Source organism: Streptomyces sp. NPDC048417, from assembly GCF_040651615.1.
Taxonomy (GTDB): domain Bacteria; phylum Actinomycetota; class Actinomycetes; order Streptomycetales; family Streptomycetaceae; genus Streptomyces.
This window is the reverse complement of record NZ_JBEZKI010000032.1, coordinates 25,653-49,928: the sequence shown is the minus strand read 5'-3', so window position 1 is coordinate 49,928 and position 24,276 is coordinate 25,653. Positions and strand designations below refer to the sequence as shown.

Below are 24,276 nucleotides of genomic sequence, written 5' to 3'. Positions count from 1 at the left end.
TACGTGCGGTGCGTGTTGACTGTGGCTCGTACGGGTGACCCCGGTCAACGACGTGAACGCCGATCCCCCGGTACGACGCTCAGCCCGCTCTGAGTGCCATCGTCATCGCCTCCACCGCCAGCAGCGGCGCCACATTGCGGTCGAGGGCGTCCCGGCAGCCGGCGATCGCCTCGATCCGGCGGAGGGTTGACTCGGGCGAGCCGGCGCGGGCCAGCCGCTCCAGGGCGTCCTCGGCGTCCGCGTTGGCGATCGCGACCCTGGACCCCAGCTGGAGGGCGAGGACGTCGCGGTAGAAGCCGGTGAGGTCGGTGAGGGCGACGTCGAGGCTGTCCCGCTGGGTCCTGGTACGACGGCGTTTCTGCATGTCCTCCAGGTCCTTCATCACGCCCGCCGTGCCGCGCAGCAGCCGTCCGCCCTGGGCGGCGCCGAGCGCCGCCTTCAGCTCCTCGGTCTCCTTGCCGTCCACCTCCTCGGCGAGCTGCTTGGCGTCCTCGGCCGCCGCGTCGACCAGCTCCTGGGCGGCCTTCAGGCACGCGCCGATCTCGTCCAGCCGCAGCGGCAGCTTCAGCACGGCGGCACGGCGCTCACGGGCGGCCGGGTCGGTGGCCAGTCGGCGGGCCCGGTCGACGTGCCCCTGGGTGGCGCGGGCGACCGCCGCGGCCACCTGGGGCTCGATGCCCTCGCGCCGTACGAGCATGTCGGCGACCGCCGCCACCGAGGGGGTGCTGAGATTCAGGTGACGGCAGCGGGAGCGGATCGTGGGCAGCACGTCCTCGATCGACGGCGCGCAGAGCAGCCAGACCGTGCGGGGGGCCGGCTCCTCGACGGCCTTGAGGACGGCGTTGGCCGACTTTTCGTTCAGCCGCTCGGCGTCCTCGACGAGGATGATCTGCCAGCGACCGGTCGCTGGAGACGTGTAGGACTTGCGGACCGTGTCGCGCATGTCCTTGACCAGGATCTCGGAGCCGACGGCGGCGACCGCGGCGACGTCCGCGTGGGTGCCGATCAGCGCGGTGTGGCAGCCGTCGCAGAAGCCGCAGCCAGGGGCTCCGCCGAGGGCGCGGTCGGGGCTCACGCACTGAAGGGCGGCGGCGAAGGCCCGCGCCGTCTGGTTCCGGCCGGCACCGGGCGGGCCCGTGAACAGCCAGGCGTGCGTCATCTTCGACGTCTCCGGCAGCGGCTGGTCAGCCGCGGCGGCGGTGACCAGGGCGTCGGCGTCCCGGGCGGCGGCGGTGAGCACCTCGCTCACCCGTTCCTGCCCGACGAGGTCGTCCCACACGCTCATGGGTCACGCCGCCCTTTCGTCCGTCACGCGTCCTGATCTCTGAGACCTGATCCCGAGTCCACCATTTCCGTGGCCCGGACTCCATTGTGCGGGCGCCCACTGACAACGGGTTCCGCACCGACGGGCACCGCGTGACGGGCACCGCGCCTGCGAACCCGCACCGACGGCCCCCGCGCCGACAGCAACGGGGGCGGCACCGGCCGGCACCCCGACCCGCACCACCCCCGTACGAGCGTCTGCGGCCCGGGACGGGTCAGCCGCGCCGCCCGCGACCCCGACGGCCCCGCTCGTCGTCGGCCTCCTCCTCGTACGACCCCAGCAGCTCGTCCGCCAGCGACGGCAGGTCGTCCAGCGGGGTCTCCTCGGCCCAGTCGGGCCGAGGGCGCTGTCGCCGGGCCGCGCCGTCGTCGTCGACCTGCGGCAGCTCGCGCGTACGGCCCTCGGAGCCGTCGGGGTTCCCGCCCGGCCCGTCCGTCCGCTCGTCCCGGAAGAAGCCGGGCGGCATCCGGTCCGCCGGGGCGTCGGCGGGAGCGGTGGCGTCGTCGCGCACGGGAGGCAGTACGGCGGTCTCGTCGGCCGCACCCACCGGAGGCAGCACGGCCGTCTCGTCCGCCGCGCCCGGCGCCACGGAGGGCAGCACCGCCGTCTCGTCCGCGGCCCCCGGCACCACCGGAGGCAGCACCGCCGTCTCGTCGGCCGCACCCGCCGGCGGCTGCGGCAGCTGCGCCGTCACCTCCGACTCGGACTCGCGGGGCGTGGGCTCGCGGTCCGCACGGACCGGCCGCAGCACCGTCGTGTCGTCCACCGCGCGCCTCGGCGCGACCGGCGGCTCGTCGTCCGGCCGCACCACCGGCGTCGGCATGGTCGTCGCCTCCGGTGTGACACCGGGCGCCGTCGGTCGCGGCGCGGACGACTCCCGGGCGGACGCGTCGGCCGCGGCCGCCGCGTCCGCCGCGGCGCGCCGCGCCTGCTCGGCCTTGAGCAGAGCCTCCTCGGCCTTGCGCTGCTTGTCCAGGCGCCGTTCCTCGGCCTCGGCGTGCAGCCGGGCCTCCTCCTCGGCCTGCTGGCGGCGTCGCGCCTCCTCGGCCTGGCGGCGGGCCTCCGCCTCCGCGCGGGCCTTCTCCTCGGCGAGCAGCCGGGCCTGCTCCTCCTCGGCACGCCTGCGGGCCTCCTCGGCGCGCAGCCGGGCCTCCTCCGCCTGCCGTTCGGCCTCGCGGCGCTGCGCCTCCTCCAGCTCGCGGCGCTTGCGCTCCTCCTCCTCGGCGCGCAGCTTGGCGAGCTGCTCCTGGCGCTCCCGCTCCAGGCGCTCCTCCTCGGCCTTGCGCGCGGCCTCTTCCTCCGCCTTCCGGCGGGCCTCCTCCTCGGCGGCCTTGCGGGCCTCCTCGGCGGCCTTGACCTCGGCCTCGGACAGCGGCAGCACCGTGTCGAGCCGGGCCCGGATGACGGTGGTCACCGACTCGGGTTCCTGGCCGGCGTCGACGACCAGGTAACGGCCGGGGTCGGAGGCGGCCAGCGTCAGGAAACCGGCCCGTACGCGCGCGTGGAACTCGGCGGGCTCCGACTCCAGCCGGTCGGGTGCCTCGGTGAACCGCTCGCGGGCGGTCTCCGGCTGCACGTCCAGCAGGACCGTCAGGTGCGGGACCAGTCCGTCGGTCGCCCAGCGGTTGATACGGGCGACCTCGGTCGGGGACAGGTCGCGGCCGGCCCCCTGATAGGCGACGGAGGAGTCGATGTACCGGTCGGAGATGACGATCGCGCCGCGCTCCAGGGCGGGCCGGACGACGGTGTCGACGTGCTCCGCGCGGTCGGCGGCGTACAGCAGCGCCTCCGCGCGGTGCGACAGACCGGCCGACGAGACGTCGAGGAGGATCGAGCGCAGCCGCTTGCCGACCGGGGTGGCGCCCGGCTCACGGGTGAGGACGACCTCGTGGCCCTTGGCCCGGATCCACTCGGCGAGGGCCACGGCCTGGGTGGACTTCCCGGCACCGTCACCGCCCTCCAGGGCGATGAAGAAGCCGTTGGTCGTGGGCGCCTGCGCCGGGTCGTCGCCGCCGAGCAGCGCGTCCCGCAGGTCGTGGCGGAGCGGTACGCCCGCGCGGTCGTCGACCTTGGCCAGCACCAGCGCGGCCACCGGCAGCAGCAGCGCCCCGACCAGCATCAGGGTGAACGCGGCGCCGCCGTGCGCGAACACGAACTTGCCGTTCTCCATCCGGTGCGGCCCGATCAGCGCGGCCACCACGGGCGCGATCACCGCGCCGAGCGCTATGGCGACCCGGACCACCGCGTGCAGATGCTCGGTGGTGCGGGCCTTGCGGTAGTCCTCGGTCTCCTGGTCGAGCAGGGTGTGCCCGGTGTTGGCGGCCACGCCCGCGCCGATACCGGCCAGGGCGACGATCAGCAGCACGGTGGTGACGTCCGGGACCAGGCCGCCGGCCAGCAGCGCGATGCCGGTGAAGGCGATCGCCAGCGAGAGCAGTCGGCGGCGGGAGAGCGTCGCCAGCAGTGCGGGCGCCGTACGGATACCGATGGCGACCCCGCCGGTCAGCGCGAGCACCAGCAGGCCATACAGGACCGGGCCGCCGCCCAGGTCCTTGGCGTGCAGCACGGAAACGGCGACCGCGGCGGAGAGGGCACCGGCGACGGCGGCGCAGGCCGTCACGAGCAGCGGGATAGCGCCGGTACGGCCCCGGTCGATGCCGGTGCCGGCCTTGGGGCGGCGCAGGCCCTCCAGCGGCGACCGCGCGCGCGGGGTGCGCGTGCCGGGCACCTCCAGGTAGACCAGCACCGAGAGGGAGGCGGCGAACAGGCCCGCCGCCACGTACGACCCGAGGGCCGCCTGGTGCTGGGCGAACCACTCGATGCCCGTGCCCAGCAGGTTGTTGATCAGAGAGGCGACGGCGAGCGCGGCGGCCGCGAGCGGGACCGCCAGGAAGGTCGTACGCAGCGACAGGCGGCGCAGTGCGTCCAGATGGTCCGGCAGCGGTCGTACCGTCGCGCCCTCCGGAGGCGGGGCGGGCAACAGCGCGGGGGCCGCGCTTTCCCGGCAGACCGTCCAGAAGCGCTCGGCGATGCCGGTGACGAAGGCCGTCACCAGAAGCACCGCCGGGGCGTTCTCCGGTGTCCAGTCGATCCACAGGGGCGCGACGATCAGCAGGGCCGCACGCAGGCCGTCGGCGCCGACCATGGTCCAGCGGCGGTCCAGCGGGCCGTCCTCGGCGGTCAGCGTGGACAGCGGGCCCAGCAGAACCGCGCCGAAGAGCAGGGTGGCCAGAATGCGCACCCCGAAGACGATCGCCACCGCGAACGCCACACCGCGGTAGCCGCCGCCGAACGAACCCTGCGCGATCGCCGCCTGGAGCGTGAGCACGACAAGCACGAGGAGCGCCAGCGTGTCGCCGACGCCGCTGACTAGCTGGGCGCTCCACAACCGCCTCAGCTCGGGTCGGCGCAGCAGCGAGCGGACGGCGCGTTCGCGGGAATCCGCTACCAGTGCGTCGTCCGGTTCTGTCTGGGGGGCCGTTGGCTGCTCGGCTGGCGTCATGCTTTCAGCCTATCGGCAGCCACCGACAGGCCGCCGCGACCGTCCACAGCTACGCACGCCCCGACACCAAGTTGATGCCGGGGCGTTCGCATTGCGAAGGCGGTGTGAACCGGTGTGGCCGGTATGAAACGGCCTGGCCGATATGAACCGGTGCAGCCGGTATGAGTACCTGAGGGTGACTCAGTCCTCCGCGGCCGCCTTCGAAGCCGTCGCCTTCTTGGCGGCCGTCTTCTTCGCGGCCGTCGTCGTCTTGGCGGCGGTCTTCTTCGCGGCCGTCTTCTTCGCGGGCGCGGCCTTCTTGGCGGTCGCCGTCTTCTTCGCGGGCGCCTTCTTCGCCGTCTTCTTGGCGGGCGCCTTGGCCCGCTTCTCGGCGAGCAGTTCGAAACCGCGCTCCGGGGTGATCTCCTCGACGCTGTCGCCGGAGCGCAGGGTCGCGTTGGTCTCCCCGTCGGTGACGTACGGCCCGAAGCGGCCGTCCTTCACCACGACCGGCTTCTCGCTGACCGGGTCCGTGCCCAGCTCCTTCAGCGGCGGCTTGGCGGCGGCCCGGCCCCGCTGCTTGGGCTGGGCGTAGATCGCCAGCGCCTCTTCGAGGGTGATCGTGAAGAGCTGGTCCTCGGAGGTGAGCGAACGCGAGTCCGTGCCCTTCTTCAGGTACGGCCCGTAGCGCCCGTTCTGCGCGGTGATCTCCTGGCCCTCGGCGTCGGCGCCGACGACACGCGGCAGCGACATCAGCTTGAGGGCGTCCGCCAGGGTGACCGTGTCCAGGGACATGGTCTTGAAGAGCGACGCCGTACGCGGCTTGACCGCGTTCTTGCCGGTCTTCGGGGTGCCCTCGGGGAGCACCTCGGTGACGTACGGGCCGTAGCGGCCGTCACGGGCGATGATCTGGTGGCCCGTCTCCGGGTCGGCGCCCAGCTCGAAGTCGCCGCTCGGCTTGGCGAGCAGCTCCTCCGCGAGCTCGACGGACAGCTCGTCGGGCGCCAGGTCCTCCGGCACGTCCGCGCGCTGGTGGCCCTCGGAGTCCTTCTCGCCGCGCTCGACGTAGGGGCCGTAGCGGCCGACCCGCAGCACGATGTCGTTGCCCACCGGGAACGACGACACCTCGCGCGCGTCGATCGCGCCCAGGTCGGTCACCAGCTCCTTGAGGCCGCCGAGGTGGTCGCCGTCGCCGTTGCCCGCGTCGGCCGCGCCGCCGGTGGCCGCGCCCTCACCGAAGTAGAAGCGCCGCAGCCACGGCACCGCCTGGGCCTGACCGGCGGCGATGCGGTCGAGGTCGTCCTCCATCCTGGCGGTGAAGTCGTAGTCGACCAGCCGGCCGAAGTGCTTCTCCAGCAGGTTGACCACGGCGAAGGACAGGAAGGACGGCACGAGGGCCGTGCCCTTCTTGAAGACATAGCCGCGGTCGAGGATCGTGCCGATGATCGACGCGTACGTCGACGGGCGGCCGATCTCGCGCTCTTCCAGCTCCTTGACCAGCGAGGCCTCGGTGTAGCGGGCCGGGGGCTTGGTGGAGTGCCCGTCGACCGTGATCTCCTCGGCGGAGAGCGCGTCGCCCTCGGCGACCTGGGGCAGCCGGCGCTCGCGGTCGTCCAGCTCGGCGTTCGGGTCGTCGGCGCCCTCGACATAGGCCTTGAGGAAGCCGTGGAAGGTGATCGTCTTTCCGGAGGCGCTGAACTCGACGTCCCGGCCGTCGGCGGCGGTGCCGGCGATCTTCACGGTGACGCTGTTACCGGTCGCGTCCTTCATCTGCGAGGCGACGGTCCGCTTCCAGATCAGCTCGTAGAGCCTGAACTGGTCGCCGGTCAGCCCGGTCTCCGCAGGGGTGCGGAAACGATCACCCGAGGGGCGGATCGCCTCGTGCGCCTCCTGGGCGTTCTTGACCTTCCCGGCGTACACACGGGGGGACGAGGGCAGGTAGTCGGCGCCGTACAGCTGCGTGACCTGGGCACGGGCGGCCGCGATCGCGGTGTCGCTCAGCGTCGTGGAGTCCGTACGCATGTACGTGATGTAGCCGTTCTCGTACAGCTTCTGGGCCACCTGCATGGTGGCCTTCGCGCCGAAGCCGAGCTTGCGGCTGGCCTCCTGCTGGAGGGTCGTCGTACGGAACGGGGCGTACGGCGAGCGGCGGTACGGCTTGGACTCGACCGAGCGGACCGCGAACCGGGTGTTCTCCAGGGCGGCGGCGAGGGCGCGCGCGTTCGCCTCGTCGAGGTGGAGGGTGTTCGCGGTCTTGAGCTGCCCGAGCGAGTCGAAGTCACGGCCCTGGGCGACGCGCCTGCCGTCGACGGCCTGCAGGCGGGCGACGAGCGAGGACGGGTCCGACGGGTCGCCCGCGCGGCCGGTCGCGAAGGTGCCCGTCAGGTCCCAGTAGTCGGCGGACCGGAAGGCGATGCGGTCGCGTTCCCGCTCGACCACGAGCCGGGTCGCGACGGACTGGACACGGCCGGCCGACAGGCGCGGCATGACCTTCTTCCACAGGACCGGCGAGACCTCGTAGCCGTAGAGGCGGTCGAGGATGCGGCGGGTCTCCTGGGCGTCGACCATGCGCTGGTTCAGGTCGCGCGGATTGGCGACGGCCTCGCGGATCGCGTCCTTGGTGATCTCGTGGAAGACCATCCGCTTGACCGGGACCTTGGGCTTGAGGACTTCCAGGAGGTGCCACGCGATGGCCTCGCCCTCGCGGTCCTCATCGGTGGCGAGGAAGAGTTCGTCGGAGTCCTTCAGCAGGTCCTTGAGCTTCTTGACCTGCGCCCTCTTGTCGGCGTTGACGACATAGATCGGCTCGAAGTCGTGCTCGACGTCCACGCCGAGGCGCCGGACCTCGCCGGTGTACTTCTCGGGCACCTCCGCGGCGCCGTTGGGAAGGTCACGGATGTGCCCGACGCTCGCTTCGACGACGTATCCGGGGCCCAGATAGCCCTTGATCGTCTTCGCCTTGGCAGGCGACTCGACGATGACGAGTCGGCGGCCGCCCTGTGCGGTCTCGCTGGTCGGGGACAACTTCGCTCTTCTCTCCGGTCGACGCTGGGGCCTCCCCAGGCCTTGCTCCCGGGGTCGTGGCACGGGCACGGATACCCGCTCACTTGGTGACGCTGCGGAGTGTGACGGTACATCCCGCCCCCGTGTCAAACGGGAAAAGCTCACAACGGCCACTCGAACGGTAACCCGACTACCGCCATTCCTGCCGCCCGGAGTCCCCGGCCGCTCTCTCGGCCCTGTCCGGAGCGTGATGCTCCGATTACCGGAACGGCATCGTCAGAGGCGGGTCAGGCAGTACGCCGCGAGGCCCAGCGCGATCACCGCGGCGAGGCTTGCGAGGGTCGCCGATGCGACCTGACTCACACCCTGGGCGACGGGTTCACCACGCCGGACCCGGATGCCGGTCCACACCAGCAGTGCGCCTCCGAACAGGGCGAACACCGCCCCTGCGAAGATCGCCGGTCCGCTCTCCATGGCCCGTGCGCCCCTTCCCTGCCGTCCGTGACTGCCCAGCGCCGGGAGACTGACACGGGCGGACGGCGGGTGGGAGGCGGACACGCGAAATCGAGGTGAACGAGACACTGGCATCGTTTCGAACATACGATCGACTGGCTACGAGGTGAACATTCTGGCCACATTTTTCCGGCCCTTTTCCTTTCCCGGCGTGTTCCGGGGACGGCCGGAACGGCCGGGCAGCGCCCCGCCGAGGGCGACGCGTCCCGGCCGGGGTGGGGCGGGCGGGGCAGGGCAGGGCAGCCGCGCAGACCGGGCCGGATGACCGGCTCGATGTCTCCCGGGGCAGGACGGCCGACTCGCTGCGTCCGGGCCGGACGACAGGCTCGCTGCGTCCCGCGGATCGGTAGGCAGACCGGGCACGCCCCGGCGCGCAACGGAACCCACACCCTCCGCCGGCGCGGCCTCCCGGTCCGGCCTCCCCGTTCGTCAGCCCGTCGGCTCCAGGAACCCCTGTTCCACCAGCAGCCGGATCTGTGCGGGCGTGCGGTCGCGGAGCAACACCGGGTCCTCGCCCATCAGCTGGGCGATGGCGTCGAGAATCCGCCCCGCACTCAGCGAGCCGTCGCACACCCCTGCGAACCCGGCGCCGACCGTGTCCACCTTGGTCGCGCGGCGCATCCCGCGGTGCTGGCGCAGCACCACGTGCTCCGGGTCCTCGGCGCCGGGCAGCCCGACCTGCTCCTGGACCACCTCGACGGCGAGCCTGAAGTGGCCTTCGAGCAGATCCGCGTCGTCGTGCTCACGGAGATAGTCGAGGCGGTCGAAGTGGGCGCGGATCGTCTCGCCGAGCGGCTGTTCGATCGGATGCGGCCATTCCTCCACCGTGACCGAGGGCACGTTGGCCCCGGTTTTCCGCAACGTGATCCAGCCGAATCCCACCCCCTTGACCTTGCGCGCCTCGAACTCGTCGAGCCACGCGTCGTACCGCGCCTGGTACTCCGCCGTGTCCCCGCGGTGGTCGCCGGAGTCCCGGAGCCACAGCTCGGCGTACTGGTTGACGTCCTGCACCTCGCGCTGCACGATCCACGCGTCGCACCCGCGCGGCACCCACGACCTGACCCTGTCCTGCCAGTCCTCCCCCGCGACGTGCTGCCAGTTGGCGAGGAACTGCGCGAACCCGCCCTCGGTCAGCCGCTCCCCGGCCTGTTGAACGAGCGAGCGGCACAGATCGTCCCCGCTCATCCCGCCGTCCCGGTACGTCAGCCGGGCATCCGGCGAGATCACGAACGGCGGGTTGGACACGATGAGGTCGTACGTCTCCTCCTCTTTGACGGGCTCGAACAGCGAGCCCTCGCGCAGGTCGGCCGCCGGGGCGCCGGACAGCGCCAGCGTGAGCGCCGTGATGTGCAGCGCGCGCGGGTTGAGGTCGATCGCCGTCACGCGCGTGGCGTGCTGGGCGGCGTGCAGAGCCTGGATTCCGGAGCCGGTGCCGAGGTCGAGGGCGGCCGAGACAGGCGTGCGGACGGTGATGCCGGCCAGCGTCGTGGACGCGCCGCCGACGCCCAGGACGACACCCTCGTGGCGCTGCCCGATGCCGCCGGCGCCGCCGACCGCGCAGCCGAGGTCGGAGACGATGAACCAGTCCTCGCCGTCGGGCCCGCCGTACGGCCGTACGTCCACGGTGGCCGCGACCTCGTCGCCGCCCGCGCGGGTCAGCCAGCCGCTCCCCAGAAGGTCGTCGACGGGCAGCATGTCCGCCACGCGCGCGTGCGGCACGGGCTGCTGGAGCAGGAACAGCCGGACGAGCGTCTCCAGCGGTGTGTCCCCGCGGGTGGCCCGGAGCGCAGGCACCGTCTCACTGCGGGCCAGCGCCGCGTACGCGGGCGCGCCGAGCAGTTCCAGGAGCCCGTCGGCGGTGAAGGAGGCGCCCAGCAGGGCGGTGCGCAGCCGGGCGGCGACGTCGGGGCGGTCGGAAGCGGGCAGGGTGGCGAGGCCGGAGTCAGTCACGCCCTCCATTGTGGCCCGCGCCCCCTTGCGGACACCGCCGCAGCTCGCGGCGGCCGGGGCCCTTGCCGGCACCCGTCGGCCCGTGGGGACGCGCCCTGCGGCTCCGGGCGCCCGAAACGGTCACCGGGGCCCTCGGCTTCCGGCTTCCGGGCTTCCGGCCCTGCGGCTTCCAGCCCCGCAGCTTCCGGCTTCCGGGGTTCCAACCCCGCACCTTCCGGCCCCGCAGCTTCGGACTTCCGGCTTCCGGCTTCCGGCTTCCGGAGCGATCGCCGGATCTCCGCGGCAGACACCGGGCCTCCGCAGCGGACCTCGGACTTCCGCGGCGGACGCCGACTCGTGCCGTCAGCTCGTGGTCGACGAGGCCGACGCCGAAGCCGACGTCGTCACGGAGACCTTCTTGCAGCTGGCCTGCTCGGCGATCGCGTTCTTGACCTCGCCCTGCTCCAGGGCCTGCAGCGCCGCGGTGCCGCTCTTGTTCTGCGTCTCCAGGTCCGCCATCTGGGAGGCGACGTCGTGCAGACCGGAGGCGAACTTCGCCTGGTTCTTCGTGTTGAGCCCGTCGACCTTCTTCTTCAGGTCGGCATAGGACGCGGAGAGGCTGTTGAGGTTCTTGACGACGTCCTGCTGGCGCTTGGCGCCGTCGTCGATCCCGGGGGGCGCGCCGGCGCTGCCGATGGCCGTGGCGAGCGCCTTGTAGCCGTCGGACATGTCCTGGAAGGCCTGGGAGTCGGTCTTCTGGATGGTCGCGGGCGAACTCGTGGTGTCCGAGGCCGTCTGAGCGATGGCCTCGTTGGCCGCCTTGATCTTCGCGTCCTGCGCCGGCACCGCGTCGCACACGGTCTTCGCCCAGGCGATCAGCTTCGGGTCGGTGCCCTTGTTGCTGCTGCACCCGGACAGCGCCACTACCAGTACCGCACCGCCGGACAGTGCGGCCGCGAGCTTCTTGTTCACCGGATAGGTCCCTTCAATGGCTCTCGGCCCCCGGAATCTACACGGCGCACGGACAGCACCCCCATGGACGGCGTCCACTAAGTATGCTTTTAGGTGAATTTGCACCTGGGAGAGAAGGCTCACGACGAGACGACGGGCACACCCGGCACGCCCGGACCCGGAGCGCACGACCGCGCCCGGCCGCGCACGAGAACCGGCGGGCGCCCCTGGCACACGAAACGGGCGGACGGCGTGTCAGTACACGCCATCCGCCCGCTCGTTGGCCGAGCCCCCTCGCGAGAGCCCTGGCGGCCGTCGTAAGACCGCTTACGAAACCACCGCTGGATCGGCCGAGTTGGCCACGCGTTCGGCGCTGTCCTCGTCGTCGCCGACGGTGATACCGCGCCGCTTGGAGATGTACACCGCGCCGACGATCACGACCAGCGCGAGGACCGCGATCAGGATCCGGATGCCGATGCTCTTGTCATGGCCGTACGAGAACTTGATCACCGCTGGTGCGATGAGCAGCGAGACCAGGTTCATGACCTTGAGCAGCGGGTTGATCGCGGGTCCCGCGGTGTCCTTGAAGGGGTCGCCGACGGTGTCGCCGATCACCGTGGCGGCGTGGGCCTCGCTGCCCTTGCCGCCGTGGTGGCCGTCCTCCACGAGTTTCTTGGCGTTGTCCCAGGCACCGCCGGAGTTGGCCAGGAAGACGGCCATCAGGGTGCCCGCGCCGATCGCGCCGGCGAGATAGGAGCCGAGGGCCCCGACGCCGAGCGTGAACCCGATGAAGATGGGCGCCATCACGGCGAGCAGTCCCGGCGTGGCCAGCTCCCGCAGGGCGTCCTTGGTGCAGATGTCGACGACCTTGCCGTACTCGGGCGTCTCCGTGTAGTCCATGATCCCGGGGTGCTCGCGGAACTGCCGCCGCACCTCGTAGACCACCGAACCCGCCGACCTCGACACCGCGTTGATGGCGAGTCCGGAGAAGAGGAAGACGACCGCCGCGCCGGCGATGAGGCCGACGAGGTTGTTGGGCTGCGAGATGTCCATCGACAGGGTCAACGGAGCACCCGTACCGGTCAGTTTCACCCCCACGTCCTGCACGTTCGTGGTGATCGCGTCCCGGTACGACCCGAAGAGCGCCGACGCCGCGAGGACGGCGGTGGCGATGGCGATGCCCTTGGTGATGGCCTTGGTGGTGTTGCCGACGGCGTCCAGGTTGGTGAGTACCTGCGCGCCCGCGCCCTGGACGTCGCCGGACATCTCGGCGATGCCCTGCGCGTTGTCCGAGACCGGCCCGAAGGTGTCCATGGCGACGATCACACCGACCGTGGTGAGCAGGCCGGTGCCGGCCAGCGCCACCGCGAACAGCGCCAGCATGATCGACGTACCGCCGAGCAGGAACGCCCCGTAGACGCCGAGGCCGATCAACAGGGCGGTGTAGACGGCCGATTCGAGGCCGATCGAGATGCCGGCGAGGACCACGGTGGCCGGGCCGGTCAGCGAGGACTTGCCGATGTCCATGACCGGACGCCGGTTGGTCTCGGTGAAGTAGCCGGTCAACTGCTGGATGACGGCCGCCAGCAGGATGCCGATGGCGACCGCGACCAGCGCGAGGATCCGCGGGTCGCCGTCCTTGGCCCTGATGGCCGCGTCGGAGATGCCGTCGAGGTCGGCGTACTTCCCCGGCAGGTACACGAAGACCGCGATCGCGACCAGTGCGAGCGAGATCACCGCGGAGATGAAGAAGCCGCGGTTGATGGCGCTCATGCCGCTGCGGTCGCTGCGGCGCGGGGCGACCGCGAAGATGCCGATCATGGCGGTGAGCACACCGATGGCCGGCACCAGGAGCGGGAAGGCGAGACCCGCGTCCCCGAAGGCCGCCTTGCCGAGGATCAGCGCGGCGACCAGGGTCACCGCGTAGGACTCGAAGAGGTCGGCCGCCATGCCCGCGCAGTCGCCGACGTTGTCGCCCACGTTGTCGGCGATGGTCGCGGCATTGCGCGGGTCGTCCTCCGGAATGCCCTGTTCGACCTTGCCGACCAGGTCGGCGCCGACGTCGGCGGCCTTGGTGAAGATGCCGCCGCCGACACGCATGAACATGGCGATCAGGGCGGCACCGAGGCCGAATCCTTCGAGCACCTTCGGCGCGTCGGCCGCGTACACCAGCACCACACAGGAGGCGCCGAGCAGGCCGAGCCCCACCGTGAACATGCCGACCACGCCGCCTGTGCGGAAAGCGATCTTCATGGCTTTGTGCGAGACGGCGGTGAGATCCTTTTCCGGTTCGCCTGCCGCCGGGGTGGCTTCCCGGGCGGCCGCGGCGACGCGCACATTGCTGCGCACGGCGAGCCACATGCCGATATAACCGGTGGTCGCCGAGAAGGCCGCGCCGATCAAGAAGAAGATCGACCGGCCGGCGCGCTGATTCCAGTCGTCCGCAGGCAGCAGTAGGAGCAGGAAGAACACCACGACGGCGAATACGCCGAGGGTGCGCAGCTGCCGGCCCAGATAGGCGTTCGCGCCTTCCTGGACCGCCGCCGCGATCTTCTTCATGCTGTCGGTGCCCTCGCCGGCCGCGAGCACCTGGCGCACCAGGATCCAGGCGACCACGAGCGCGGCCAGCGCCACGACGGCGATCACCGCTACCAGGACCCGGTTGTCGTCGGTCAGGACCGCGGCCGCGAGGGTTGTGGGGTGACCCAACTGATGAGGGGTAGAAAGCCCCGCCATTCGTCCTCCTTGACGCTTGGGCTGAGCTCAAGATGTGGACGGATTGTAGGTACCCACGAGTGATCTAAACAGGGGACGGTAAGCGGAATTGGCCTTCTCGTGCTCTTCAGCAGATGATCGAGGTCACGCCGACGAACCCGAAAGTGGTAACGCTCTAAAAGCATTGACGATCACCATTGGCCTATTCGGCGCTTGATCCAATTATCGGGCGATCCACCGGATCATTGATCGTGAATTCTTTCACGAATTCGGCGACCGGATGACATTCGCCGGAAAATAAGAAGAAGGGCCCTGCTCAGCAGGGCCCTGCTCATGATCGGGTGACTCTCAGGTGAGCGCGACTCCGGGCGGGATGGTCGGCCAGGTCATGCGGATCAGGCCGCCGTGCTCCCCGGCGGTGACCTCCACGTCGTCGACGAGACCACTGATGACCGCGAGGCCCATCTCGTCCTCCTCGGCCTCCACGTCCGCGTCCGGCGCCGCACCGGTCGCCCGGTCGACGGGGGCGGAACGGGGTGCCTCGTCGCCGACCTCGATGGAGAACTGTTTCTCGTCCTCGATCAGCGCCACCCGCACCGGCTCGGTGATGCCGGCGCTCTGGTGCAGACCAACAGCGCGGGAACAGGCCTCGCCGACGGCCAGCCGGACCTCGTCCAGGACGGCCTCGTCCACTCCGGCCCTGCGTGCCACCGCCGCCGCCACCAGTCGGGCGGTGCGGACGTGCTCGGGCAGCGCGCTGAAGCGGAGTTCAACGGTGGCCATACGTCCCCCTCGGAACTACGGGCGTGCGGTAGGGGGCCGGATCGCCGAAAACCCGGCCCCCCCGATGAATTGCGTCCGCCGCGGGCCTGCGACCCGTGAACGGCTGCCGGCACGGGCACGCGGGCCCGAGCGGGCGGGGGGCGACACGGGCATGCGTACTGCTCTGTACGAGCCCGTGTCGAAGGCCGGCCGGACGGCGCGGACCGATCGGCGGTCCGGAAGCCGTCGGCCGGCCCGGGTCAGTCGGTGGCCGCCACCGCTTCCTCGACCGAGGTGTGGATCGGGAACACCTTGGTGAGACCGGTGATTCGGAAGATCTTCAGAATGCGCTCCTGGTTGCAGACCAGGCGCAGCGAGCCCTCATGGGCTCGCACCCGCTTCAGGCCGCCGACCAGTACGCCGAGCCCGGTGGAGTCGAGGAAATCCACGCCCTCCATGTCAACGACGAGGTGGAAATTCCCGTCGTTCACCAGCTCGACCAGCTGCTCGCGCAGCTTGGGCGCGGTATATACGTCGATTTCGCCACCGACCTCGACGACCGTACGATCGCCGACGGTACGGGTCGACAGGGACAGGTCCACGGATCCTCCAGCACCTTGCTATCGAGCGGGTCGCCCCTTGGGACACCTCGGCTTGCGGCCCCCGGGACGGTACGCCAGCCGCGATGGCATTCAATCACTTACCGGCAGGCGTGCACGACGCCTTGGCCCCATTGTCCGTCACGCCAGTGACACACTCGGTCCCGATGGCCATAAATCACCGATCCGATCGACCCTCGGTTCCGGCCGCGTCCGGGTTCTCTCCGGGCACGGTCCTGGACCGGCTCGCCTCCGGGCCGAGCCGGGCTTCGCGCATCACTCATACGGAGCACTTGCCCCCGCGAGCGGGTCGGCATGCCGTCTGGCCTGACCGGATTCGTTCGGAGGTTGTCGCGGCCGTGCAGGCGGGCGGCATCGAGCATCCCTGGGAACACCAGGCGCTGGCCGCCGAGCACGCCCTGGACGGCGACTCGGTGGTGGTCGCCACCGGCACCGCCTCCGGCAAGTCCCTGGCCTATCTCGTGCCGGTCCTCTCCACCCTCCTGGACGGTTCCGAATCACCCAACGGCCGCGGCGCCACCGCCCTCTACCTGGCTCCCACCAAGGCACTGGCGGCAGATCAGTGCCGATCGGTGAAGGAACTTTCACAACCGCTGGGTAACGCCGTACGGCCCGCGGTGTACGACGGCGACACCCCGTACGAGGAGCGGGAGTGGATCCGCCAGTACGCCAACTACGTGCTCACCAACCCGGACATGCTGCACCGCGGGATACTTCCCGGGCACGCCCGCTGGTCCTCCTTCCTGAAGTCGCTGAAGTACGTCGTCATCGACGAGTGCCACACCTACCGGGGCGTCTTCGGCTCGCACGTCGCCCAGGTGCTGCGCCGGCTGCGCCGCCTGTGCGCCCGCTACGGCGCCTCCCCGGTCTTCCTGCTGGCCTCCGCGACCGCCGCCGAGCCGGCCGTCGCCGCCCGCCGTCTCACCGGGCTGCCGGTCGTGGAGATCGCCGAGGACGCCTCCCCACGCGGCGAGCTGGTCTTCGCCCTCTGGGAGCCGCCGCTGACCGAGCTGCACGGCGAGAAGGGCGCCCCGGTCCGCCGTACCGCCACCGCCGAGACCGCCGACCTGCTGACCGACCTCGCCGTGCAGGGCGTGCGGTCGGTGGCCTTCGTGCGCTCCCGGCGCGGCGCCGAGCTGATCGCCCTCATCGCCCAGGAACGGCTCGCCGAGGTAGACCGTTCCCTCGCCCGGCGTGTCGCGGCCTATCGCGGCGGCTACCTCCCCGAGGAACGGCGCGCCCTGGAACGCGCGCTGCACTCCGGGGAGCTCCTCGGGCTTGCCGCCACCACGGCCCTGGAGCTGGGCGTGGACGTCTCCGGGCTGGATGCCGTACTGATCGCCGGGTACCCGGGTACGAGGGCCTCTGTGTGGCAGCAGGCGGGTCGCGCGGGCCGCTCCGGGAAGGGCGCCCTCGCGGTCCTGGTGGCCCGCGACGACCCGCTGGACACGTTCCTCGTCCATCATCCCGAGGCCCTGTTCGACCAACCGGTGGAATCGACGGTCCTCGACCCCGACAACCCGTATGTCCTCGCCCCGCACCTGTGCGCCGCCGCGGCCGAGATCCCGCTCACCGACGACGACCTCGACCTGTTCGGTCCCGCCTGCGAGGACCTGCTGCCGCAGCTGGAGGCCGCGAAGCTGCTGCGCCGCCGTACCAAGGCGTGGCACTGGACCCGGCGGGAGCGGGCCGCCGAGCTGACCGACATCCGCGGCGAGGGCGGCCGCCCGGTGCAGGTCGTCGAAGAGGGCACGGGGCGGCTGCTCGGCACGGTGGACGCGAGCGCCGCGCACTCCACGGTCCACGAGGGCGCGGTCCACCTGCACCAGGGCCGCACGTACCTCGTGCGCTCCCTGGACCTGGAGGACTCGGTCGCGCTGGTCGAACAGGCGGAGCCGCCGTACTCCACGGTCGCCCGCGACACCACGGCCATCTCCGTCCTGGAGACCGACATCGAGGTCCCCTGGGGCGACGGCCGCCTCTGCTACGGCTCCGTCGAGGTCACCAACCAGGTGGTCTCCTTCCTCCGCCGCCGGCTCATCACCGGCGAGGTGCTGGGCGAGACGAAACTCGATCTCCCTCCTCGGACACTGCGCACCCGCGCGGTGTGGTGGACCGTCACCGAGGACCAGCTCGACGAGGCCCGGATCAACCCGGAGATCCTCGGCGGCGCCCTGCACGCCGCCGAACACGCCTCCATCGGCCTGCTCCCGCTCTTCGCGACCTGCGACCGCTGGGACATCGGCGGCGTGTCGATCCCCCTGCACCCCGACACGCTGCTGCCGACGGTCTTCGTCTACGACGGCCACCCGGGCGGCGCGGGCTTCGCGGAGCGCGCGTTCCACACGGCCCGCGCGTGGCTCACGGCCACACGGGAGGCGATCGCCGCGTGCGAGTGCGACGCGGGGTGCCCCTCCTGCATCCAGTCGCCCAAGTGCGGGAACGGAAACGATCCGTTGCACAAACGGGGGGCGGTGCGGCTCCTCACGGTGCTGCTGAAGGGGGCGCCGGAGGAGAAGCCGGCGGAGGGCTAGCGGCAGTGGGGCCCGCTCTGGCCCGGACCTCCGCCGTGAACGGCCCACCACCCGACGCAGCCGTCACATCCGAGACGTCTCCCACGATCACGCACCGCGTCAGCCGTGCACCCTGAGCCCGCGCCACCCGGTCCGCCCGGGCGCAGGCCGCGGTGGTCCCCTCGGCCCAGTGATCCGCGGCCGCGAGGGCCGCCATGTCGGCACCCCCGGCCGCGCGGTGCCGGACCACGACAACCTGCCCCAGCCCGAGCACCACGCCGAACACCACGCAGAGGACGCCGATCGCGCCGACGCTCCAGACGGTGGCCGACCCGCGATCCGAATACCGGCGTCTCACGGCCCCGCCTCCTCCGCCAGCGCGACCGCCGACTCCCGTACCTGGAACGGCAGCCCGCCCAGCACCGGCGGCCTCGCCACCACCGTCACCCGCACCTGGTCGCCCTCCCGGCCGATCGTGACCGTCGCCCCGTCCGGCGCGGCCTGCTTCGTCACGGCGACCACCGCGTCCTCGGCGTCCTGCCGCGCGGCGGCCCGCGCCCCGGTGCGGGCGGCGTCCACGCACCGGATCTGGGCGGCCACCACGAGCAGCCCCCACACCAGCGCCATCGTGAACGCCACCAGCACCGGCAGGACCACGGCCGCCTCCGCCGTCACGAACCCGCGGTCCGTCCCGCGCCCTTGCTCACATCCGCGCACTGAGGGCTCGTTTCACGATGGCCTGGAGCTCCGCACTGACCTGCCCGCTCGTCACGACCGCGTAGAGGACCGCCGCGAACCCGACGGCGGCGATGATCCCCATCGCGTACTCGGACGTGACCATTCCCGCGTCCCCGCGCAGCAACTTCCGCATCTTCTGGTACATCTCGACTCCCTTGAATGTCTTGAATTCAGTGATCAGTTCCTGTTGACGGCCCGTTGTCGCCCCCGGTCATCCACCACCCCCTCGCAGGACCCCGCCCGCCAGCCCGATCACCACGGGCAGGACCCCGACCGCGATGAACGCGGGCAGGAAACACAGCCCCACCGGCGCGGAGATCAGCACGGCCGCCCGCCGCGCCCGCGTGGTCGCGCTTCTCGCCCACTCCGCGCGGGCGTCCGCGGCAAGCCGCGCGACCGGGGTGGCCGCCGGCAGCCCGGACTCGTCCGCGCGCTCCAGCAGCCGGGCGAGGGCGGCGGCACCCGGCAAGGCCGCCAACCGCCGCCAGGCCTCGGCGGGTTCACCGCCCAGCCGGACCTCCGCCGCACCCCGCGCAAGCCCTTCTCCGACGGGTCCGCCGAGCGCCTCGCCGACGGCCTGGGCGGCTACCACCGGGCCCGCCCCGGCTGCGATGCAGGCGGCCAGCAGGTCGGAGGCGAGCGGAAGTTGGCGAGCGGCCCGGGACGCCTCGGCCTGCGCCGCCCGTCCCGCGTCCCCCTCTCGGCGCCGCCACTGCCACAGCCCCAGGGCGACGCCCAGCCCGAGCAGCACTCCGACGACCCCACCGACCAGCACCCAGCCGCCGCACACCACACCGACCGCCGGCAGCCACCCGCGGACGGCACCGCCGACGTCGGACCGCCGCTCCGGCATCTCCAGAGCCAGCAGTTCGCCCACCCTGCGTCGGGCCCAGCGCCTGCGCCTGGCCCGCTCCAGTCGCCACGCCGACCAGCCCAGGGCCAGCAGCACCGCGACCGTCACCCCCAGCCTGTGGACAACTTCCGCGCTCATGCCGCCTCAGCTCCCCGCACGATCCGGGCCGCCCACCAGATCCCGGCGCCCTCGAACACCGCTCCGGCGACCAGGCAGCCCAGCCCGGCCCCGGTGTGCAGCAGTACGCGCAGCGGGTCGGCGCCCATGGCCGAGCCGAGCAGGAGGCCGAGGGCGGGCAGTGCGGCAAGCAGCACCGCGGTGGCCCGGGCGCCGGACAACTGGGCACGCAGGTCGGCGCGCTGGTCCCGTTCGGCGCGCAGGGCCGCGTCCAGGCGGTCGAGGCCGGCCGCGAGCCCGGCACCCTGGTCGACGGCCACCCGCCAGCAGGCCGCGAGCCCCAGCAGGCCGTCGGCGCCCGGCTGGCGTGCGGCCGTAGCGAGCGCGCCCGGCACGTCCCCGCCGAAGCGTGCCGCCGCGACCACGGTCGCCTGGGCCTCGCCCAGCCCGCCGGAGTCCCGGGCGGCCCGCAGCAGCGCCTCACCGGGCTGCCGTCCCGCGCGCACCTCACCGGCAAGCGCCCCGCACAGCGCGATCACCGCGTCGGCGTGGGCCTGCCGGACCCGCACAGCCTGCCGGGCCAGCCGCAGCCTGCGCAGCACCGGCATCCCGGCCGCCCCCGCGAGGACCGGAAGCACCGAGGCGGCGAGGAGGGCCAGCGCGATGCCGACGGTCAGGGCCCACCACTCACTCCGCCATCGGCCGCACAGGCGCCGCAACTCCCCGATCGTCCGCTCCCAGGAGGGCGGTCCGGCGGCCACCGACCCGCCTCCGGCGAGCAACAGCCGCGCCCGCCGTACCTCGCACTGCCGTTCGGCGAGGAGCCACGCCATGATCCCGCCGCATGTCACGGCCACACCGACCGTCATCCCACCCATCACACAAACCCCTTCCAACTCGCAGACCATTCAGGTCACTTCGGATCGCGACTCAGCCACCGCGGACCGGGTGACTCGGCCGCTTCGGACCCACGGACCAGTCGGTCACTTCGAGCCCACAGATGACTCAGATCACTTCAGGCTCAGAGACCACTGGCGTCACTTCGCAGCAGCCCCCGCAGCCGCTCCCACCCCGGCTCGCGCGCGAAGGCCTCCGCACCCCAGCGCAGTGCCGGTACCGTCCGCACCAGCCCCGAGGGGTCCCGCTCCAGCACATGCACCTCGGCGATCCGCCGTCGGCCCGTGCGGTCCCGTACCAGGTGCAGCACCACCGACAGCGCGGCCGCCAACTGGCTGTGCAGGGCGGCCCGGTCGAGCCCGGCGGCCGTACCGAGCGCCTCCAGGCGGGCCGGGACGTCCGCCGCCGCGTTGGCGTGCACCGTGCCGCAGCCGCCCTCGTGCCCGGTGTTGAGCGCGGCCAGCAGGTGTACGACCTCGGGGCCGCGCACCTCGCCGACGACCAGCCGGTCGGGACGCATCCGCAGCGCCTGGCGAACCAGGTCCTCCAGGGTGACCAGGCCTGCGCCCTCCTGGTTGGCGGGTCTGGTCTCCAGCCGTACGACGTGCGGGTGTTCGGGCCTGAGCTCCGCCGAGTCCTCGGCGAGCACGATCCGCTCCCCCGGACCCACCAGGCCGAGCAGCGCGCTCAGCAGGGTCGTCTTGCCGGTGCCGGTGCCGCCGCTGACCAGGAACGAGAGCCGGGCCTCCAGGAGCGCGCGCAGGATCCGGTCGCCGCCCGGTGGCACGGTCCGGGCCGCCACCAGTTCGTCGAGCGTGAACGCCCGCGGCCGCACCACCCTGAGGGACAGACAGGTGCAGCCGACCGCCACCGGGGGCAGGACCGCGTGCAGGCGGGTGCCGTCGGGCAGCCTGGCGTCCGCCCAGGGACGTGCGTCGTCCAGGCGCCGGCCGGCCACCGCGGCCAGTCGCTGCGCGAGGCGCCGTACGGCCGCCGCGTCCGGGAAGGTGACCGGGGTCAGTTCCAGGCCGCCACCGCGGTCCACCCAGACCCGGTCCGGGGCGGACACCAGGACGTCGGTGACCGTGGGATCGGCGAGCAGGGGTTCCAGAGGGCCGCTGCCGACCAGTTCGGAGCGCAGTCGCTCGGCCGCGCCGAGGACTTCGGCGTCGCCGAGCACCCGGCCCTGTGCGCGCAGCGCCTGCGCCACGCGCGCGGGGGTCGGTTCGGCGCCGCTCTCGGCCAGCCAGCGCCGGACCCCGTCGAGCAGGGCCGGGCCGTCCGCGCCCACGGTGCCGGGCCTCATACGCCACCCGCCTCGACGAGCGTGCGCTCCCAGAAGCCCTTGCAGAAGCGGGCCAGCGGTCCACGGGCGGCGGCACCCGGTGGTTTCCGGTGAGGGCGGGACAGGCCCGGTTCGACGGGCACTTCGCCGGCCAGCGGCAGGCCGAGCAGCCGGGCCACCTCGCGGTCGTCCAGTCCCGGCGCGTACGGGCCTCGTACCGCCACCCGCAGATCGCGCACGACCATGCCGACGGTGGCCGCCACCCGGCCCGCCGCCGCGATCGCGCGGAGTTCGGCGGGAACCACCAGGACGGCGAGGTCGAGCTGGGTGAGGACCTCGGCGACCTCGTCGTCCAGGCGCCGCGGCAGGTCGACGACGACCGTGCCGCCCCGCCTGCGGACGGCGGCGAGCACCGCGCGGACGGCGGGCGGCGGGATGGCCACGCTGTCGCCGCGGTCCCAGCTGAGGATCCGCAGCGAGTGCAGTTCCGGCAGTGACTCCTCCAGGGCGCCGCTGCCGAGCCGCCCGCGCGAGGCGGCGAACGCGGGCCAGCGCAGGCCCTCGGCCGTCTCGGCGCCGAGGAGTACGTCGATTCCGCCACCCAGTGGATCCGCGTCCACGAGGAGGGTGCGCAGTCCCTCCCTCGCGGAGGTGACGGCGAGCGCGCAGGCCAGCGTGGAGGCGCCGGCCCCGCCCCGGCCGCCGATCACCCCGACGGTGAGAGCCGGGCGGCCCACACCCTCGACGACGTCGGCGATCCGGTCCACCAGCCACTGCTCGCCGTCGGGCAGCATCAGGACATGGTCGGCGCCGATCTCCACGGCGCGTTTCCATACATCGGGGTCGTCCTGGTCCTGGCCGACCAGCACCACCCCGCGTCGGCGCGCGGCCCCACGCACCCGGCGCGCGACGTCGTCGCCGACCAGGACGAGCGGGGCGGACTCCCAGCCGCCGCGTTCCGGTACCCCGTGGTGGACCTCGGGTTTCGCGCCGGCCGCCGCGCACAGGCGCAACAGGTCGTCGAGGAGATCGGCGTCCTCGGTGACGATCATCGGGCGTCCGGGCCGTCCCGGGGCGGCGGACGGTGATTCATGGGTGACAGTTCCGGCCACGTGAGCTTCCCCCTTGGCTGCGTTCTTGCGCGCGGCCTCCGGGGCCACGCGATTCCCATACGTGTGAAGAACCGGCAAGCGGCCTCCATATGCACGGCCGACAGAAACCGGCCATTGGCGCCCGGCAATCGGAACCGGCCATGAACTCGCCGCCGCCGGAGCGCGCTGGAATCACGGTGCAGCGAACCCGGAAATCGTGTGGATCTTGGTCCAAAACTGTGGACAACCCGATGGTTGTGAATATCGCTGTCACCCATACCGGTGAGTCCCGTTCTGGGCTCTGGGCGACTTCCACAGAGCAGCGTCACGACTACCCAGCGTGACGGATCATGGGCATGCGAAAGGGACGGCAGCAGCCGCCCGACCAAGATCTCAGGACTCGGAGAAGAGAGGAAAAACCCGTCCGGACATGCGACGACCCCCACCGGGGGGGAGAGTGGGGGTCGTCTCCACGGCCGACTCGGGGGGGGAGGAGCCGGACCGGGTTAGCACGGTCGCGAACGATCCGTGACTTCCATGGTGTACCCGAGAGGCCTCTCAGGCAAACCCACGCGCCCCACCTTACGCCGAATGGTGGGCGCCTATGCTCGGGGGCGTGGAAAACCACTCCTTGCCCCGCACAGCGGCCTTCTTTGACCTGGACAAGACGGTCATTGCGAAGTCGAGCACGCTCACCTTCAGCAAGTCGTTCTACCAAGGCGGTCTGATCAACCGCCGGGCGGTCCTGCGCAACGCGTACTCCCAGTTCGTGTTCCTGGTCGGCGGTATGGACCACGACCAGATGGAGCGCACGCGCGCGTACCTGTCCGGTCTGGTCCGTGGCTGGAATGTCCAGCAGGTCAAGGAGATCGTCGCCGAGACCCTGCACGACCTGATCGACCCGATCATCTACGACGAGGCCGCCTCCCTCATCGAGGCCCATCACCGGGCCGGCCGGGACGTCGTCATCGTGTCCACCTCGGGCGCCGAGGTGGTCGAGCCGATCGGCGAACTGCTGGGCGCCGACCGGGTGGTGGCCACCCGCATGGTCGTCGGCGACGACGGCTGCTACACCGGCGAGGTGGAGTACTACGCCTACGGTCCGACGAAGGCCGAAGCGGTCCGGGAGCTGGCCGCCTCCGAGGGGTACGACCTCGACCGCTGCTACGCGTACAGCGACTCGGCGACCGACCTGCCGATGCTCCAGGCCGTCGGGCATCCGCACGTGGTGAACCCCGACCGGGCGCTGCGCCGCGAGGCACTCGGGCGCGGCTGGCCGATCCTGGACTTCCACCGTCCGGTCCGGCTCAAGCAGCGGATCTCCGCACCGCCGCGCCCGGCCCTGGTCGCCGCGGCCGCGATAGGAGCGGCCGCCGCCACCGCGGGCCTGGTCTGGTACGCGAGCCGGCGCCGGAACTCGGTCGCCTGAACCGGCACACCACTCCCTCTTTCACCCGTTCGACCTAACAGCGCCCCTTTAGCGC

General features: G+C 72.1%; 18 protein-coding genes. 2 read left to right on the top strand and 16 right to left on the bottom strand.

Annotated elements, in window-relative coordinates; genetic code table 11:
- Positions 1-79 precede the first annotated feature (79 nt).
- The 9 genes from AB0D59_RS39505 to bldG form a co-directional block, all read right to left on the bottom strand.
- The gene (locus AB0D59_RS39505) at positions 80-1,285 is read right to left on the bottom strand and encodes a DNA polymerase III subunit delta' (RefSeq protein WP_362575904.1); all 1,206 of its coding nucleotides are present in this window, start codon (positions 1,283-1,285) and stop codon (positions 80-82) included.
- 253 nt (positions 1,286-1,538) lie between these two features.
- On the bottom strand, positions 1,539-4,826 hold the full coding sequence (tmk, locus tag AB0D59_RS39500; RefSeq protein ID WP_362575902.1) for a dTMP kinase: 3,288 nt from the start codon (positions 4,824-4,826) through the stop codon (positions 1,539-1,541).
- A gap of 180 nt (positions 4,827-5,006) precedes the next feature.
- Positions 5,007-7,829 carry a type I DNA topoisomerase gene (topA, locus tag AB0D59_RS39495; RefSeq protein WP_362575900.1) on the bottom strand — a complete coding sequence of 941 codons (2,823 nt, stop codon included), beginning with the start codon at positions 7,827-7,829 and terminating at the stop codon, positions 5,007-5,009.
- A gap of 255 nt (positions 7,830-8,084) precedes the next feature.
- Positions 8,085-8,282, bottom strand: a complete 198-nt coding sequence (locus AB0D59_RS39490) for a hypothetical protein (protein WP_362575898.1) — start codon at positions 8,280-8,282, stop codon at positions 8,085-8,087.
- A gap of 468 nt (positions 8,283-8,750) precedes the next feature.
- Positions 8,751-10,280: a class I SAM-dependent methyltransferase gene (locus AB0D59_RS39485; RefSeq protein WP_362575896.1), complete on the bottom strand. Its 1,530-nt coding sequence runs from the start codon at positions 10,278-10,280 to the stop codon at positions 8,751-8,753.
- Between the two features lie 333 nt (positions 10,281-10,613).
- Positions 10,614-11,222, bottom strand: a complete 609-nt coding sequence (locus AB0D59_RS39480) for a small secreted protein (protein WP_362575894.1) — start codon at positions 11,220-11,222, stop codon at positions 10,614-10,616.
- A gap of 306 nt (positions 11,223-11,528) precedes the next feature.
- Positions 11,529-13,937, bottom strand: a complete 2,409-nt coding sequence (locus AB0D59_RS39475; RefSeq protein ID WP_362575892.1) for a sodium-translocating pyrophosphatase — start codon at positions 13,935-13,937, stop codon at positions 11,529-11,531.
- A 327-nt stretch (positions 13,938-14,264) separates the two neighbouring features.
- Positions 14,265-14,699: an ATP-binding protein gene (locus AB0D59_RS39470; protein WP_362575890.1), complete on the bottom strand. Its 435-nt coding sequence runs from the start codon at positions 14,697-14,699 to the stop codon at positions 14,265-14,267.
- A 239-nt stretch (positions 14,700-14,938) separates the two neighbouring features.
- Positions 14,939-15,280 (bottom strand): anti-sigma factor antagonist BldG, encoded by a 342-nt coding sequence (gene bldG, locus AB0D59_RS39465; protein ID WP_010986038.1) that lies wholly within the window; start codon positions 15,278-15,280, stop codon positions 14,939-14,941.
- A gap of 83 nt (positions 15,281-15,363) precedes the next feature.
- Here bldG and AB0D59_RS39460 point away from each other — a divergent pair, with 83 nt between their 5' ends.
- A complete protein-coding gene (locus AB0D59_RS39460; protein ID WP_362575889.1) occupies positions 15,364-17,832 on the top strand; it encodes a DEAD/DEAH box helicase in 2,469 nt (822 codons plus the stop codon).
- On the opposite strand, the gene AB0D59_RS39455 is transcribed toward AB0D59_RS39460, so the two are convergent.
- The 7 genes from AB0D59_RS39455 to ssd all read right to left on the bottom strand — a co-directional run bounded on the left by AB0D59_RS39455 (position 17,783) and on the right by ssd (position 22,813).
- On the bottom strand, positions 17,783-18,169 hold the full coding sequence (locus AB0D59_RS39455) for an Rv3654c family TadE-like protein (RefSeq protein ID WP_362575888.1): 387 nt from the start codon (positions 18,167-18,169) through the stop codon (positions 17,783-17,785). The two genes, AB0D59_RS39460 and AB0D59_RS39455, sit on opposite strands and share 50 nt — an antisense overlap.
- A complete protein-coding gene (locus tag AB0D59_RS39450) occupies positions 18,166-18,486 on the bottom strand; it encodes a TadE family type IV pilus minor pilin (protein ID WP_362575886.1) in 321 nt (106 codons plus the stop codon). The genes AB0D59_RS39455 and AB0D59_RS39450 overlap by 4 nt, the downstream gene beginning before the upstream one ends.
- Positions 18,487-18,514: 28 nt before the next feature.
- Entirely contained in the window at positions 18,515-18,694 is a 180-nt protein-coding gene (locus AB0D59_RS39445; protein ID WP_362575884.1) for a DUF4244 domain-containing protein, read from the bottom strand.
- A gap of 66 nt (positions 18,695-18,760) precedes the next feature.
- Positions 18,761-19,540, bottom strand: coding sequence for a type II secretion system F family protein (locus AB0D59_RS39440; RefSeq protein ID WP_362575882.1), 780 nt, complete (start codon positions 19,538-19,540; stop codon positions 18,761-18,763).
- The gene (locus AB0D59_RS39435; RefSeq protein WP_362575880.1) at positions 19,537-20,388 is read right to left on the bottom strand and encodes a type II secretion system F family protein; all 852 of its coding nucleotides are present in this window, start codon (positions 20,386-20,388) and stop codon (positions 19,537-19,539) included. Before AB0D59_RS39435 ends, AB0D59_RS39440 begins: the two co-directional genes overlap by 4 nt.
- A 152-nt stretch (positions 20,389-20,540) precedes the next feature.
- A complete protein-coding gene (locus AB0D59_RS39430) occupies positions 20,541-21,722 on the bottom strand; it encodes a TadA family conjugal transfer-associated ATPase (protein WP_362575878.1) in 1,182 nt (393 codons plus the stop codon).
- Entirely contained in the window at positions 21,719-22,813 is a 1,095-nt protein-coding gene (gene ssd / locus AB0D59_RS39425; RefSeq protein ID WP_362575876.1) for a septum site-determining protein Ssd, read from the bottom strand. Before ssd ends, AB0D59_RS39430 begins: the two co-directional genes overlap by 4 nt.
- Before the next feature lie 583 nt (positions 22,814-23,396).
- Here ssd and AB0D59_RS39420 point away from each other — a divergent pair.
- On the top strand, positions 23,397-24,221 hold the full coding sequence (locus AB0D59_RS39420; RefSeq protein ID WP_362575874.1) for an HAD-IB family hydrolase: 825 nt from the start codon (positions 23,397-23,399) through the stop codon (positions 24,219-24,221).
- The last annotated feature ends 55 nt before the right edge of the window (positions 24,222-24,276 follow it).

Excerpts from the sequence above, each read along its gene's own strand:
- AB0D59_RS39505 (WP_362575904.1), bottom strand. The coding sequence starts at position 1,285 with ATGAGCGTGTGGGACGACCTCGTCGGGCAGGAACGGGTGAGCGAGGTG.
- tmk (WP_362575902.1), bottom strand. The coding sequence starts at position 4,826 with ATGACGCCAGCCGAGCAGCCAACGGCCCCCCAGACAGAACCGGACGAC.
- AB0D59_RS39490 (WP_362575898.1), bottom strand. The coding sequence starts at position 8,282 with ATGGAGAGCGGACCGGCGATCTTCGCAGGGGCGGTGTTCGCCCTGTTC.
- AB0D59_RS39485 (WP_362575896.1), bottom strand. The coding sequence starts at position 10,280 with ATGGAGGGCGTGACTGACTCCGGCCTCGCCACCCTGCCCGCTTCCGAC.
- AB0D59_RS39475 (WP_362575892.1), bottom strand. The coding sequence starts at position 13,937 with ATGGCGGGGCTTTCTACCCCTCATCAGTTGGGTCACCCCACAACCCTC.
- AB0D59_RS39470 (WP_362575890.1), bottom strand. The coding sequence starts at position 14,699 with ATGGCCACCGTTGAACTCCGCTTCAGCGCGCTGCCCGAGCACGTCCGC.
- AB0D59_RS39460 (WP_362575889.1), top strand. The coding sequence starts at position 15,364 with ATGGCATTCAATCACTTACCGGCAGGCGTGCACGACGCCTTGGCCCCA.
- AB0D59_RS39445 (WP_362575884.1), bottom strand. The coding sequence starts at position 18,694 with ATGTACCAGAAGATGCGGAAGTTGCTGCGCGGGGACGCGGGAATGGTC.
- AB0D59_RS39440 (WP_362575882.1), bottom strand. The coding sequence starts at position 19,540 with ATGAGCGCGGAAGTTGTCCACAGGCTGGGGGTGACGGTCGCGGTGCTG.
- AB0D59_RS39435 (WP_362575880.1), bottom strand. The coding sequence starts at position 20,388 with ATGACGGTCGGTGTGGCCGTGACATGCGGCGGGATCATGGCGTGGCTC.
- AB0D59_RS39430 (WP_362575878.1), bottom strand. The coding sequence starts at position 21,722 with ATGAGGCCCGGCACCGTGGGCGCGGACGGCCCGGCCCTGCTCGACGGG.
- AB0D59_RS39420 (WP_362575874.1), top strand. The coding sequence starts at position 23,397 with ATGCTCGGGGGCGTGGAAAACCACTCCTTGCCCCGCACAGCGGCCTTC.